The 13,676-nt window shown below is 62.6% G+C and carries 12 protein-coding genes; 5 read left to right on the top strand and 7 right to left on the bottom strand.

Annotation, left to right across the window (positions count from 1 at the left end):
• Window positions 1–2 precede the first annotated feature (2 nt).
• Window positions 3–1,385, top strand: a complete 1,383-nt coding sequence (locus NCR40_RS25435) for a sigma 54-interacting transcriptional regulator (RefSeq protein WP_244830823.1) — start codon at window positions 3–5, stop codon at window positions 1,383–1,385.
• 168 nt (window positions 1,386–1,553) lie between these two features.
• On the opposite strand, the gene NCR40_RS25440 is transcribed toward NCR40_RS25435, so the two are convergent.
• The 7 genes from NCR40_RS25440 to NCR40_RS25470 all read right to left on the bottom strand — a co-directional run bounded on the left by NCR40_RS25440 (window position 1,554) and on the right by NCR40_RS25470 (window position 9,177).
• Entirely contained in the window at window positions 1,554–2,453 is a 900-nt protein-coding gene (locus NCR40_RS25440) for an EAL domain-containing protein (RefSeq protein WP_250511034.1), read from the bottom strand.
• 293 nt (window positions 2,454–2,746) lie between these two features.
• Entirely contained in the window at window positions 2,747–3,718 is a 972-nt protein-coding gene (locus tag NCR40_RS25445) for a Csu type fimbrial protein (RefSeq protein ID WP_250511035.1), read from the bottom strand.
• A complete protein-coding gene (locus NCR40_RS25450) occupies window positions 3,715–6,144 on the bottom strand; it encodes a fimbria/pilus outer membrane usher protein (RefSeq protein ID WP_250511036.1) in 2,430 nt (809 codons plus the stop codon). Before NCR40_RS25450 ends, NCR40_RS25445 begins: the two co-directional genes overlap by 4 nt.
• Before the next feature lie 49 nt (window positions 6,145–6,193).
• Complete coding sequence (locus NCR40_RS25455) at window positions 6,194–6,988, bottom strand: fimbrial biogenesis chaperone (RefSeq protein ID WP_250511037.1); 795 nt, start codon at window positions 6,986–6,988, stop codon at window positions 6,194–6,196.
• A gap of 1 nt (window position 6,989) precedes the next feature.
• Window positions 6,990–7,499, bottom strand: coding sequence for a Csu type fimbrial protein (locus NCR40_RS25460; RefSeq protein ID WP_250511038.1), 510 nt, complete (start codon window positions 7,497–7,499; stop codon window positions 6,990–6,992).
• A 151-nt stretch (window positions 7,500–7,650) separates the two neighbouring features.
• Window positions 7,651–7,935, bottom strand: coding sequence for a hypothetical protein (locus tag NCR40_RS25465; RefSeq protein WP_250511039.1), 285 nt, complete (start codon window positions 7,933–7,935; stop codon window positions 7,651–7,653).
• A 120-nt stretch (window positions 7,936–8,055) separates the two neighbouring features.
• The gene (locus tag NCR40_RS25470; protein WP_250511040.1) at window positions 8,056–9,177 is read right to left on the bottom strand and encodes an ABC transporter ATP-binding protein; all 1,122 of its coding nucleotides are present in this window, start codon (window positions 9,175–9,177) and stop codon (window positions 8,056–8,058) included.
• A gap of 261 nt (window positions 9,178–9,438) precedes the next feature.
• Between NCR40_RS25470 and NCR40_RS25475 the strand changes: the two genes are divergently transcribed.
• From NCR40_RS25475 to NCR40_RS25490, 4 genes are read left to right on the top strand one after another with little or no spacing between them, the layout of a single operon-like run.
• Complete coding sequence (locus NCR40_RS25475) at window positions 9,439–10,809, top strand: ABC transporter substrate-binding protein (RefSeq protein WP_250494563.1); 1,371 nt, start codon at window positions 9,439–9,441, stop codon at window positions 10,807–10,809.
• Window positions 10,810–10,848: 39 nt separating this feature from the next.
• Window positions 10,849–11,775: a carbohydrate ABC transporter permease gene (locus NCR40_RS25480; RefSeq protein ID WP_244830813.1), complete on the top strand. Its 927-nt coding sequence runs from the start codon at window positions 10,849–10,851 to the stop codon at window positions 11,773–11,775.
• Window positions 11,776–11,807: 32 nt separating this feature from the next.
• A complete protein-coding gene (locus NCR40_RS25485; RefSeq protein WP_284503485.1) occupies window positions 11,808–12,653 on the top strand; it encodes a carbohydrate ABC transporter permease in 846 nt (281 codons plus the stop codon).
• A gap of 36 nt (window positions 12,654–12,689) precedes the next feature.
• Entirely contained in the window at window positions 12,690–13,670 is a 981-nt protein-coding gene (locus NCR40_RS25490) for a sugar-binding transcriptional regulator (protein ID WP_244830810.1), read from the top strand.
• Window positions 13,671–13,676: the final 6 nt, after the last annotated feature.

The raw sequence follows: 13,676 nt of genomic DNA on the forward strand, positions 1-13,676 counted from the left end.
ACATGAGACAGATCACCAAAATCGATGGCCTCGACATCCACGTGTGGGAGGGCAAGTCCGACATCGTCGAGCGCGTGGTGCGCTGCATGTCCAGTCACGAAGTGGATGTATTGCGCGCGGACGGCACGTCCATCAGCGCGCCGCGCGATTCGTCGCGCCCGGCGATCGCGATCATCAGCGTAAGCGTGATAGACAGCGGCGCGTTCGTGCTGCGCGACTGGGAAGCGCGTCATTCGATGCCCGTGGTCTGGGTCGGCGCGGCGCCGCGCGAACGCGATCCGTCCATGTTTCCCGCCGATTATTCGCACATCCTGCCGCTCGATTTCACCGGCGCCGAATTGCGCGCGATGGTCTCGAAACTCGCACAGCAATTGCGCGCGCATGGCGAGGAAGCGCAGGCGTCGCATGCGTTGATCGCGCATGCCGAATGCATGCAGGCGCTCCTGCACGAAGTCGATACCTTCGCCGATTGCGATACGCCCGTGCTTCTGCACGGCGAGACCGGCGTCGGCAAGGAGCGCATTGCGCAATTGCTGCACGAGAAGCATCGCCGCTATGGCGAAGGTCCGTTCGTGCCGGTGAACTGCGGCGCGATTCCCGATGGTCTCTTCGAGTCGCTGTTCTTCGGGCATGCGAAGGGATCGTTCACGGGCGCGGTGCTCGCGCATAAAGGCTACTTCGAGCAGGCCAACGGCGGCACGCTTTTTCTCGATGAAATCGGCGACTTGCCGCTCTATCAGCAAGTCAAGCTGCTGCGCGTGCTGGAAGATCAGGCGGTCACGCGGCTCGGTTCCGCGACGCCCGTGCGGCTCGAATTCCGGCTTATCGCGGCGAGCAACAAGAGCTTGCCGCAGCTCGTGAAGGACGGCACGTTTCGCGCGGACCTCTATTACCGGCTCGCAGTCATCGAACTCAAGATTCCGACGCTGGAAGAACGCGGCGCGGCCGACAAGATTGCGCTCTTCAAGTCGTTCATCAACGAAGTGGTGGGCAAGGAGAAGCTCGAGTCCTTGCCCGAGTTACCGTACTGGCTGGCGGACGCCGTCGCCGATGTCTATTTTCCCGGCAACGTGCGCGAGTTGCGCAATCTGGCGGAGCGCGTGGGTGTGACGGTGCGGCAACTCGGCTCGTGGGACGAAGGGCGCGTCAAGCGGCTCCTCGTGCTCGCGCGCAATGCGCAACCCGTGGATAACGCCACTGAGCTGCTCGTCGACCGCAGCAAGTGGGACATGAACGAACGAAATCGCGTGATCGCGGCGCTCGAAGCGAACGGCTGGCGCCGGCAGGACACGGCGTTGCATCTGGGCATCAGCCGCAAGGTGCTGTGGGAGAAGATGCGCAAGTTCCAAATCTTCGATGAGGAACCGGAGACGCGCCCGCTCTGACTGCCGCGCTCGGGTATCGATTCCGGGCGTCCAAAAAAAACGCCGACGCATGCCTACGTCGGCGAAGTTCTGGCGTTTCGAGGGCTGCCAGAAGCTCTGGGCGGCCGGATGAAATCAGTGGGTCCGGCCTTATGTCCTTTCAACCTTCCATACAGGCGGTGCGCGCCTTCATGCCGCGTCCGCGATACGCATCGCCGAGCGCCGGCTGGTTTGCCGCGTGATTGCATGGGCTCCCTGCATGCCTTGCATGTCCGCGTGAGCATCCACGCCCGGCACGTTGTCCATGCCGAACGTGGGCCGCGCGAGCAGGAAGCCTTGCGCGAGCACATGCGGCCACTGCGCGAGCCATTGCGCCTGCGCGGGCGTCTCCACGCCTTCGACGACGATCGATACCTTGAGCCGCGTGAGCAGCGCGAGCACCGAGGAAAACACCATGCACGCATTCGGGCAGCGCGGCGCTTCCGCGAGCAGCTCCTTGGCGATCTTCACGGTGCCGAAGTCGATCGGCCCGAGCGCGGCGAGGCACGCGTAGCCGGTACCGAAATCATCCATCGCAATGTTGACGCCTTTATTACGGAAGCGCTGGACGACCTGTTGAATCGACGGAAAGAGCGCAAGATCCTCGCTTTCCGAGAGTTCGAGTTCGATATAGCTCGACGCGATGCCATGCGCCACGCAGATCGCTTCCATGCGTTTTGCGAAGCCCGGCATGGCGGCGACCGAAGGCGGCACGTTGACCGCGACGGGATAACGCTTGCCGCCGCGCGCGAGCCACGCGGCGATATCGCCTGCGACGGCATCCATGACGAACCAGGTGATCTTCACCATGACGTCCGGGTCCTGCAACGCCTCGCAGAACGCGCCAGGCAAGAGCACGCCGTAGTCTGGATGACGCCAGCGGATGAGCGCTTCCATGCGCGCGAGCTCGCCGCTGTCGACTCGGTAGATTCCCTGATAGGCGATACAAAACTCGCCAGCCGCGAGACCCTGAAGTACGCGACGCCTCAATGCCTGACCGGAGTCGCGCACGACGTTCTCGACCTGCGAGCGGGATGTCGTTGTACTCATGCTTTGCCGCCCTCCCTTAGTGTTCAAGAGAAGGTTTGCAGGAGTCGTGCCAGTTTGGATATACGCGGCGGTTCGGCGTTCGGATGCGGACTTCAGAAAGGGAAAACCCGAATTTTTGCCGGTGTTGAGAGATCCTCGGAAGCATCGGGAAGAGCGTATCGGTCAAAGGTAACGTTACGTCGAGGCAAGCGTTACGCCCGCATGCGTCGTCACCGTGCACGGCGCCTTGTAGTTTCGAGCCTGTGTGTAATAACTTTTGCAATGCTGACTAGTGGAGAGCGCACGTTCGCGGCTCAGTAAGTGATGGTCGCAAGGATGGTATCGCTATAAGTTCCGGCGGTGGGTGTGGCTTGCGGCAGCACGCGCGCATAGACCGTGATCGCCTGACTCGAACCGGTGCCGGTGCCTGCAAGAGCCGGCGCGGAATTCGTGCCATCGCCCCACGGAGTCGAGTAAGCCGCGTTCTGATAGAGCTGATATCGCACCTGTTCGCTGCCGCCGCCGCGCGTCATGCGCCGGTCCGCGACGCTTGCGCCGCTGCCGCCGCCGGCCGATAACGTTATCGAGTAAGGGTCGTTGCTGGTGCATGCCACGCTCAGTGTGCCCGTTGCCGTCAAGGCGCCATCGAGTAGTCCGGCCGTGCCGAAATTGATGTTGGTCGCGGCAAGCGTGCAATCGTTGATGACGGTCGCGCTCACGGTAAAGGAAAGGGCGTTCGAATTGGCGGTCACGGTCGAGCAGTTGGGCGGCGAAACAACGTATTGCTGATACGTCATTTCGGCCTGCGTCGCGCCCGAGAATGTCGATAGATACGTTCCCGCGACGAGCGTGCTCTGACCCGCCGCGATGCGTCCATAAAACGGCAAGGTACGGCTGCCGGATGCCGTGCCGAGCGCGAGGATAAGCGGTATGTCGAGCGCCACCGCGCCGTAACTCGCGGAGCGCCGCGAGCCCCAGATCGTGCCGCCGGTCGAATCGGCATAGAGGTTGTATTGCAGCGTGCTGGCGCCGTTGGCCGCCAGGCGCGGCGCGTAGGACGCACCTGCGCTGCCCGTCCCGATGCTGATGCACGCCCGCACCGGCAAGGTCAGCACGAAGCCCGTGCAAGACACCGTCACCGAGCCCGAGACGTTCGCGGACGAATCCGTCGCGGGCGCGATCGATCCGAAGTTGATGCTCGATATCGACGCCGTGCACACTTGCGCACGCACCGGCGTCGTCATGAAGACGAACAGCGCGATAGCCAAGAACCATGCGCGCTTCATGGCGACGCGCTCTTGCAGGTGAATGGGCCGAGCGTCGGCAAGGCGTGTGCTTGCGCCGTGAAGTCAACGTGCGCTTCGCAGGGCGTGCCGGATAACGTGGCGTCGAGCGTATTGGTCGCGGCGAGATCGTCGATGAAGGCGAGTCCGTCGTAGCCGACGACGTAACGCTTGCCGGTCTCGCGGTGCGTAAGCGTCGTGCCCGGCGGCAAGGGAGCGCTTGCGGCATCGACGAGCTGCAGTTGTGCGCCGCTGAAACCCCGTAACGGAAAACGCGCGACGACGCCCGCCCGCGATTGCGGCGCGAGATTGAGCTGCGTGGTGGCGATGGATGTATCGGCGGGAAGATCCAGCGGGTCGATGCCGAGATGATTCGCCTGATACGCGATCAGATCCGGCACCAGCAGATGCCCCGCGCCATTGGTCTTGCCGATCTCGCGGTTCTCGTGCAGCACGGGCACGTTCGCTACGCCATCGGTGGAGACGAGCGCGAAGGCGTCGTCGATACGGCGGCCCGCGAGCACATCGCCTTCCATCATCACGATGGAGCCCGATGCGTCCAGCTCGCCATACACGCGCGACTGCACGCTCGCCACGGTGCCGAGCAAATCGCCATAGCGAGTGCGATACGCGCCTTGCGCAAGCGACTGCTGCACGCCGTTCTGATGCGCCGTCTGCGCTTGCCAGCCAAAGCCGCCGCCGTAGTCGGCCGTCTTCGTCACCGATGCGCCGAAGAGCGGTTTGCCGTGATCGCTGCCTGCATCGACGCTCGCGTTGAGGGCGCCGCCGAGCGCGAAGGCGAGCGCCACGAAGACGCCGGTGTTACGCGTGTCGCCGAAGTCGTGATACACGCTCGCCGATAGCGACGTGCCGCGCGGCAACGTCACCGTGTACGCCAGCGAACCGATGCGCGAGTCGCCGTAGTAGGGATCGGCAAGACCCACGTAACTCGCGCTTGCCGTGCTCGAAGAACCCAGCACGCGCACGGGCGCGGCAAGCGTCGCGCGATACGTCGAACGCGGCACGGGCGTGCCTTCGGCGGACGCCAGATCGCTGTAGTGAGGCGTCGCTTTCTGCGCTTGCAGATCGACGGAAAGCGCGGGCGTGCGCCATTGCCATCCCACCGAAACCTGCATGCCGCTGCCGCCATGCGGCGCTTGCGGAACATAAGGCGGCGAACTGCTATCGAAGCCGTTGTAGAAGCTTGCCGGATAGATATAAAGGGGCGCGGGATTCGAGCCGCCGTTGCCCGCGCTGCCCGCCAGCGACACGTTGAAGACGCCCGCTTGTCCGACGCCGAACAATACGCCGGCGCCCGCGTTGTAGACGCCGCGCGTGGCTTCGCCGTGTGCTTCGAGCGTGATGGTATCGGTTAAACCGCGCCTGATCGACGCCGATGCCGACGGGTCGCCCGCATAGTCGAACGAGCGCAGCGCATACGCGCGGCGCACGAAGCCCGCTTCGACGGAGAAGTCCGTGAGGCCGCTTGCGAGCAGACGCGCGTCGATATAGAGCGGCACCGTCGTCATCACGCTGCGGCCGAGCACATCGCGGCTCACGATCACCGCTTCGCCCGCGCCGTTGATGGCCGGCACCGCATTGATGACGAACGGTCCCGAGGGCGCCGCGCCGCTGAACTGGCGCACATTGTTGACGTAGAGATCGACGGCGCTCGGCACGGCGGCCGAACCGCCGAGCGCGGGCACGGGATACGTGACGAGATCGGGCCGCAAGCCGAAATCGCGCGATAGTTGCGCGCCTGCCATGCGCACCGGGCGCGTCCACGTGAGCGATGAGGAAATCGTGTCGCCGATGCGCGTGGTCATGAGTGAAGCGGTGTCCGAATGGCTCCACGACGTATCGAGCCGCACATAGCGGCGGCTGTCCGCATACCAGTACGCCGTGCCGGTGTTGTCGAAGAGGCCGCCCGGATAGAAGAAGCGTTCCTCGCCATAGAAGCCGTATTGCGCCGGCGAGTTGGTCTGCACGCTCGCTTCGTAGTTGATGACGAGGCCCGTGCCGGTTGCGGCCACCGGCGCGCGTGCCGGAATGTTGGAAAGCGCGGAAGGCACGCGGCGCGCATCGGCGGCTTCGAGGTCGATGCGTTGCTGTTGCTCGAAGTATCGATAACGCAGGCCCGGCACGACACCCAGCGCGATGCGGCCGTTCGCTTGCGCTTGCAGGTCGTCGGTGCGCAAGCCGAGTTCGCGCAATTCGCCGGGCGTCGTGTAGATCATCTCGTCGGTCACGAAGAATTGCGCGATCTTTTGCGTCGATGTTCCGTTGATCGACACTTCGAGATATAGCTCGCCGCGTTCATGGGGAAGGGCGCCTTGCATCTGAGTGGGCGCTATTGCCGGTGTCGAGTCGTTCGCGTGCGACCACGCGGGCATGGCGGACCACACGATGATCGGCACCAGACGAAGCACATGAGCGCGTGACCGGCTCGCACGCGGGCGCGGCGATGGCATCCACGGCCTAGCGGTCGGAGCCCGGCGGTCCCGGCTCGACGTTCACACGCATGGTCACGGGCTCGCCGTTGACGACGGCGTGCAAGGTCGCCCACGTGCCATTCGCAGGCGCGCCCTGCACGGGCCAGCGGCGCGCGGCGCCGGGCAACGCATAGCCGAGCAGTCCCGCCGAGACTTGCGTGCTCTGACCATCGGACCAGTCAAGATGAACGCGGCTCAGTTGCGCATGCGTTTGCGCGCCGTTCGACACGCGCAGCATGACGTCGGCTTCGTTGCTTGCCTGGCTCTTGCGTTCCAGCGCGAACTTCAACGCGGGCAAGCGCGCTTCGTCCGCGCCCACGAAGACCGGCACCGAGTAGCGCAACTGCATGCGCACGCCCGTGTTCTGTGCGCTCTGTCCGTTCGGAATTTCATCGATCAGCAGACGATACGTCTCCTCGCGCGCAAGCGGCTCGCTTCCCACTCGCAGAATGCGGATGGTCTGATCGCCGTTCGGCGCGATCTGCACGATCGGCGGACTCGCGACGATGGCGGCCGTGCGCTCCAGATGGTCTTCGTCGAGCGACTGGGTCCATGCGAACACGCGTACCTGAGCATTGAGCGGCGCACTGCCGTCGTTATGCAGCGTGAGCGCGGCGGCGGGCCTTTCGGCGGAGAGATCGAGCCGGATCGGCGACACTTGCAAGGCCGCCGCCGATACGTTCGCCGCGTACAGAAGGCACCACCACGAGAAGCCCGCCAGCGCACACGCGAGCGCCCGCCTGCCGGGCCGCGCGGCCCGGTAACACTGCGATGAGCGCATGCTAGAACGTGACGGTAGCCATGACGACGGATGAATACGTGCCCGCGGCCGGCGTGGTCTGCGGCGCGACGCGGCCATAGACCGTGACCGTCTGCGCCGCGCCCGTGCCGGTGCCGGAGACCGTGTCGGTGCCGACCGTCTGGCCCCAGACGAGCGTGCGCGCGGCATCGCGATAGAGCTGATAGGCGACCGTCGGCAGAGGCGTGCCCGTGCCCGCGAGCAGCCGGTTCGGCACCGTGGAACCCGACACCGAACCCGCATCCAGCCCGACGTTATACGACGCGCCGTTCGAGCAGGTGACGCTCAACGTGGTGGTCTGATCGATGTTCGCCGCGATAACACCCGAGTTGCCGAAATTGAGCGGATTGGCCGCGATCTGGCAATCGTTCTGCAGCGTGAGGGATACGGTGAAGGTAGTGGTTCGCGTGGCTGCGTTCGCTCCGAACGGAACGAGCGGCCCCGATGCCAACGCGATGCAAAGCACGGAAACGGCAAGGTTACGGCGACGCATTGTTCACCTCTTCTCTGGAAGTGTCTTCCGCGCGCCAAACGTTTGCGCTGCTCTCTCAGATTTTTGGCGCGTCGTGACGCCCCGATTATGTGCATTCCTCAGACGTTAAAGCGTAAGCGATTGTAACAATGCGTCGTCAAGGGTCGACGTTTCAGAACGCGATCTCGACGACCGGCATTGGCGGTCGTTGCGCGGCCTTGATATCGGCGATGCGGACGTCCGCGAAATATTCGCCCGCGAGGATGCGGTACTGGCCGCCTGCGGAACAGGCCACGCTTGGCTGCGTGGCGCCCATATCGAGCGTACAGATATCGTAGACGGTCAGCGTCACGGGCAACTCTGCGTTGCCGGTGCCTGCGAAAGCGGAAGGTGCCGCGCTGAGCGCGAACGTCACCACGACGGACCATGCCGTCAGCGAACGGATGCTGGATGCCATGAGTTTCACGATGAACAGCGGTGACGGATGCAGCCGACGGCGCGGCCGCGAGCGCCGCTACTTCGGCGCCTCTTTTCGTTTACGGCATCCGCTGAGGAAACTTGATCGAGCGACCCAGCCTCAAGCGGCAGCAGTCTCCGTCACGGGCCGAAGACGTTCGAGCGCACTGCCGTCCTGGTTGAACAGATGCACATGGCGAATGCTGAAGCCCGCATTCAGGCGTTGTCCTTCGAACGCAGTGGACTCGCCCGAGCCCTTTACTTGAATCACGAGGTCGTTCGGCAATCGCAGATGCAAGAGCGTCTCGCCACCGAGATGCTCGATCACCATCACTTCGCCGGCAACACCGCTATCGATATCGCCGCCGCATTCCTCGACGAAATGTTCCGGGCGAATGCCGAGCGTGAGCGTCTCGCCCGCCTTCACCGACGAAGCCTTGAAGGGCAGCGTGAGCGCCTCGCCACCGGGCAGTTCGATGCTGACGCCGGCGGCATCGACACGTTGCACGCGCACGTCCATGAAGTTCATCTTCGGCGAGCCGATGAAGCCCGCGACGAAGCGATTATGCGGCGTGCGATAAAGCTCCAGCGGCGTGCCGATCTGCTCCACGCGCCCATGATTCAGCACGACGATTCGATCGGCCATGGTCATCGCTTCGGTCTGATCGTGCGTGACGTAGATCATCGTCGCGTTGAGTTGCTTGTGCAGCTTGATGAGTTCGAGGCGCATCTGCACGCGCAAGGCGGCATCGAGATTCGAGAGCGGTTCGTCGAAGAGAAACACTTGCGGTTCGCGCACGATCGATCGCCCGATGGCAACGCGCTGACGCTGTCCGCCCGACAACGCGCGCGGCCGGCGTTCGAGCAGTTGACCGATCTGCAGAATCTCGGCTGCGCGCTGCACGCGTTCCTTGATCTGCGCTTCGGGCAGCTTCAGCATGCGCAGTCCGAACGCGATGTTCTCGTACACCGTCATGTGCGGATAGAGCGCATACGACTGAAACACCATCGCCACGCCACGCTGCGATGGTTCGAGTTCGGTGACGTCTTCACCGCCTATCAGTATTTGCCCTGAATCGCTGCGTTCGAGCCCGGCGATGCTTCGCAGCAAGGTGGACTTGCCACATCCCGATGGTCCGACGAAGACCATGAACTCGCGGTCCTTCACCTGAATGTCGACGCCCTTGAGCACATCGGTGCCTGCAAAGGACTTGCGGATCTGCTGTAGATGAACGGCGCTCATGCCTGTCTCCGTCTATGGCCGGGCCACGAGTGTGTTCATCGCAGCGCAGCATCGAATGGCTTCGTCGATTTAGTTCTTGACAACCTGTTCGGGTCAAAATATACAATTGTAAAACCGAAATTACAAGTGAAACGACACAGACGGTCTTCGCCGCATACGCCGTGTTTTCCACCCGTTTCCCTTCGCACTCGCAGGAACCGAAAGACGCTACGAACGAATCCGCAAGCCATCACTGCTCTAAAAAAATCAAAGGAGACAGGCATGAAGAAGCGCTTCACCCAGGTGAGACAACTTGGTCCCGTCAAGCACGTAGCGGCTGTCGCGCTACTTGCGGCCAGCGCGGCTTTCGCCGCATCGAACGCACAGGCGTGGACGCTCAAGGAAGCCGCGGAGCCGTATTCTGGCACCACCATCAAGGCCATCTTTCTGGATCGTCCCGGTTACAAGGCAGCACAAACCCTGATACCGCAGTTCGAGAAAGAAACGGGCATCAAGGTGCGCTGGGAAGTGATTCCGTACGAGAACACGCGTGAGAAGGAAGTGCTCAACTTCGTGGGCGGCGGCGATCAGGACATCGTGCTCGTGGACGTCGTGTGGATCGGCGAATTCGCGAGCAACAAGTGGCTCGTGCCCATCAAGAAGTTCACGGACGATCCCAAGCTCGCGGACCCGAATCTCAATCTGAAGGGCTTTTTCCCGATTCTGCTCGACTCGTTCGGCACATGGGACAAGGTCACGTATGGCCTGCCGTTCGATAATTACTCGGGCCTCATGTTCTACAACAAGTGCATGCTGAAGGACGCGGGTTTCGACGAGCCGCCGAAGACCTGGGACGAGTTGCTGACAACCTACGCGCCGAAGCTCACGAAGGGCGACAAGTTCGCTTTCGCGTTGCAGTCGCGGCGCGGCGAGACGCAATCGGCGGATAGCTTCATGCGCGTGTTGTGGCCCAATGGCGGATCGCTTCTCGATGCTAAGTTCAAGTCGAACCTGATGTCGCCGCAATCGCAAGCGGGCCTCGAATACCGGCAAAAGCTGATGAAGTACATGCCGCCGGGTATCGTCGATTTCGATCACGCCGAAGCCGTCAACGCGCTTGCGCAAGGGCAGGTCGCGATGATCACCGAATGGTCCGCTTTCTATCCGACGCTCACCGACCCGAGCAAGTCGAAGCTCGGCAACTGTCTTGCGATCACCACCGAACCGAAGGGGCCGGCGGGACTCAAGCCCGCGCTCGGCGGCTTCTCGCTTGCCGTGAATGCAAAGGCCAGCGCGAAGAAGCAAGCGGCATCGTGGCTCTTCATCCAATGGATCACGTCCGAGGCCATGGCGAAGCCTTATCTCGAGGCGGGCGGCGTGCCGGCACGCACGGCGGTCTATCAGGACAAGGCGGTGCAGGACAAGTATCCGTTCGTGAAGCCGATGGTCGAATCCTGGCAAGGCGGCGTGCCGGATTATCGTCCGCGTTTCCCCGAATGGCCGGCGGTGTCGGAAGTCATCGGCGAATGGGGCAGCAAGATCATGCTCGGTCAGGTGACGGTGAAGGATGGCGCGCAGACCATCGGTCAGAAGACCGAGGACATCCTGAAGAAAGCCGGCTATTACGACGGCAAGAAGCCTTTGCTCAAGTAATCGGCTGAACGCTAAACATCAGGAACCGGAGGCGATCGAATGGCAGGCGTGGCAACTTCTCCAAGGCTCGGAAAGCGGACGCGTTACTTTGGCGTGGTGCCGCGAACGCCTGCCTTCTGGTTCCTGATTCCGGCGATATTCGCGCTGGCGGTCATCGGCATTTACCCGCTGCTGCTGGCGCTCTATAACTCGTTTCATCAGTACAAGCTCGCCGATCTCGCGTCGGGCACGCCGTTCGTGGGCATCGACAATTACGTGGCGACGCTCACCGATCCCTCGTTCTGGGGCGCGCTCGGCCGCACTGCGTTGTTCCTTTGTCTTACCTTGCCGATCGAGGTCGCACTCGGGCTCTTTGCGGCGTTGATGCTACACCGTATCGACTTGCGATGGATGCGCGCCGCCGCTCGCGTGAGCCTCGTCATTCCAATGGCGACAACTTATGCGGTCGTCGGCCTGATCGGCCGCCTGATCTTCAACCGGCAGTTCGGCGTGGCGAACTATCTGGCGGGCCTCTTCGGCATTCCGCCGCAAGACTGGCTTGCCGATCCGACGCTGGCGTTCGTCTCCGTGATGATCATGGATATCTGGCAGTGGACGCCGTTTTGCGCGCTGATTCTGCTGGCCGGGCTTTCCATGGTGCCGAAGGAAGCCGAGGAAGCGGCGCGCCTCGAAACGCCGAAGTGGAGCATGATTCTTTGGCACTTGCAGCGGCCGTATTTGCTGCCGGGTTTGACGGCCATCCTCATTCTGCGCTCGGCCGACATGCTGAAGATGTTCGATGCCGTCTTCACCATGACGCGCGGCGGCCCCGGCACCGCGACGGAGTTCATCAGCATCTATATCCAGCGCGTGGGCTTTCGTCTCTTCGATCAGGGCATGGCGTCCGCTCAGGCCATCATTCTCTTGATCCTGACTATCGTGCTGTCGCGTCTTTATATCCGCTTCGTGTACCGGGAGGCCGCGTGAGTTCTCCGACCCTGCAAGCCGCAAATGGCGGCATGACCAAGCGTGCCCTGCGTGCGCGTGCCGCACGCAAACGCGCCACCGTATGGCACTTTTTCGGTCTGGCGATCGTCTTTCTGTCGTCCGTGTTTCCGTTCTACTGGATGGTGACGACGAGCCTGAAGAGCCAGTCCGACGCGCTCGCGTATCCGCCGAAGTGGCTGTTCAGTCCCACGTTTCATCACTATTCGGCGGCGCTTTTCGAGCATGACGTGGCGGGCAGTCTGCTCAACTCGCTCATCATCGCGAGCAGCACGACGGTGCTTGCCATTCTGCTCGGCGCGCCCGCTGCCTATGCGCTCGCACGCTTCGAATTTCGTGGCAAGGAAGACCTGTGGTTCTGGTTCATCTCGAACCGCATGGTGAGCCCCGTGGTGCTCGCGGTGCCGTTCTTTCTGATTGCGACTAAGCTCGATCTCGTCGATACGCACATCGTGCTGATTCTTCTTTATCTGACGTTCTCGTTGCCGATCGTCGTATGGATCTGCACCGACCAGTTCCGCAATATTCCCGTGGAACTCGACGAGGCCGCGCGGCTCGATGGCGCGTCGCCGTGGCGCGTGTTCTGGCGCATCAACTTGCCGCTCGCGATGCCGGGCATCGTCGTATCCGCCATCTTCGCTTTCATTTTCTCGTGGAACGATCTGCTATATGCGCTCGTGCTGACACGCACCGATGCCATTACATCGCCGGTCGCCGCGACGAGCTACATGAGCGGTTACGAATTGCCCTGGGGCGAGATCATGGCCACGGGTACGCTGATCGTCCTGCCGATGGTCGTCTTCGCGCTGCTCGTGTCTGGGCGGCTGGTGCAAGGTCTCACGATGGGCGCGGTGAAGTAGACTCCTTCGGCCTTCCATTGTGACCAGACACTCGATATGAGCAAGACAGTACCACCCCTAGCCTTCGCCGAAACCGACGAATCCATCGACTCGGAAGAGGAATTGCAGGCGCGCGTCGCGTGGCACTACTACGTCGGCAACCTGACGCAGCAGGAGATCGCGGAACGTATAGGCAGCAACCGCGTGCGTGTGAACCGGCTGCTCGCGGCAAGCCGCGAGTCGGGTCTCGTGCAGATCACCATCAACAGCAAGATAGCGCCATGCGTCGCGCTGGAAGAAGCGCTCAGCAAACGCTTCGGTCTTGAATGCGCGGTGGTCGTGCCGACCGGTGCGAACACCGAAGCGAACAACGCGGCGCTCGGCATCGGCGCGGCGAGCTACTTTTCGAGGCAGATAGTTGCAGGGCAAACTATCGGGCTTGGCTGGGGACGCACGATCCGCGCCGTGCTGCGCGCCATGCCGCAACGCAGTTATGGCGCGGTGTCAGCGGTGTCGCTGCAAGGCGGCCTCTCGCATTGCCCGAGCATCAACACGTTCGACATCGTTTCCGACTTCGCGGATATCTGCCGCGCGGACGGATATCTGTTCGCCGCGCCCATCTACGTCAGCAGCCAGAAGGCGCGCGATGTGATCCTGCAGGAAGGCACCGTGCGCGAGACCTACGAACTCGCGCGCAACTCCGACCTCGCCCTGCTGACTTGCGGCGATCTGACGGAATCCCTCGTCGTAACTTATGGCATCGACAATCCGGAGCAATTGCGCACGCTCGAAAAAGCAGGCGCGGTCGGCGACATGCTCGGGCATTTCATGGATGAAGACGGCGAGCTGATCGATCATCCGCTGAATCGCCGCACCGTTGCGATCACGCTCGAAGACTTGCGCAAGCTGCGTCGCGTGGTTCTCGTCAGTGGCGGCGCGAAGAAGTTTCATGTCACGCGTGCGGCGTTGCGCGGACGCTATCCGTCGGTGCTCGTGACCGATGAAGACACGGCGCGGCGACTCTGCGACGAACCTTGAAGAGAA

The sequence above is a fragment of the Caballeronia sp. GACF4 genome, from assembly GCF_023631025.1.
Classification (GTDB): domain Bacteria; phylum Pseudomonadota; class Gammaproteobacteria; order Burkholderiales; family Burkholderiaceae; genus Caballeronia.

Excerpts from the sequence above, each read along its gene's own strand:
- NCR40_RS25435 (WP_244830823.1), top strand. The coding sequence starts at position 3 with ATGAGACAGATCACCAAAATCGATGGCCTCGACATCCACGTGTGGGAG.
- NCR40_RS25440 (WP_250511034.1), bottom strand. The coding sequence starts at position 2,453 with ATGAGTACAACGACATCCCGCTCGCAGGTCGAGAACGTCGTGCGCGAC.
- NCR40_RS25445 (WP_250511035.1), bottom strand. The coding sequence starts at position 3,718 with ATGAAGCGCGCATGGTTCTTGGCTATCGCGCTGTTCGTCTTCATGACG.
- NCR40_RS25455 (WP_250511037.1), bottom strand. The coding sequence starts at position 6,988 with ATGCGCTCATCGCAGTGTTACCGGGCCGCGCGGCCCGGCAGGCGGGCG.
- NCR40_RS25460 (WP_250511038.1), bottom strand. The coding sequence starts at position 7,499 with ATGCGTCGCCGTAACCTTGCCGTTTCCGTGCTTTGCATCGCGTTGGCA.
- NCR40_RS25465 (WP_250511039.1), bottom strand. The coding sequence starts at position 7,935 with ATGGCATCCAGCATCCGTTCGCTGACGGCATGGTCCGTCGTGGTGACG.
- NCR40_RS25470 (WP_250511040.1), bottom strand. The coding sequence starts at position 9,177 with ATGAGCGCCGTTCATCTACAGCAGATCCGCAAGTCCTTTGCAGGCACC.
- NCR40_RS25475 (WP_250494563.1), top strand. The coding sequence starts at position 9,439 with ATGAAGAAGCGCTTCACCCAGGTGAGACAACTTGGTCCCGTCAAGCAC.
- NCR40_RS25480 (WP_244830813.1), top strand. The coding sequence starts at position 10,849 with ATGGCAGGCGTGGCAACTTCTCCAAGGCTCGGAAAGCGGACGCGTTAC.
- NCR40_RS25485 (WP_284503485.1), top strand. The coding sequence starts at position 11,808 with ATGACCAAGCGTGCCCTGCGTGCGCGTGCCGCACGCAAACGCGCCACC.
- NCR40_RS25490 (WP_244830810.1), top strand. The coding sequence starts at position 12,690 with ATGAGCAAGACAGTACCACCCCTAGCCTTCGCCGAAACCGACGAATCC.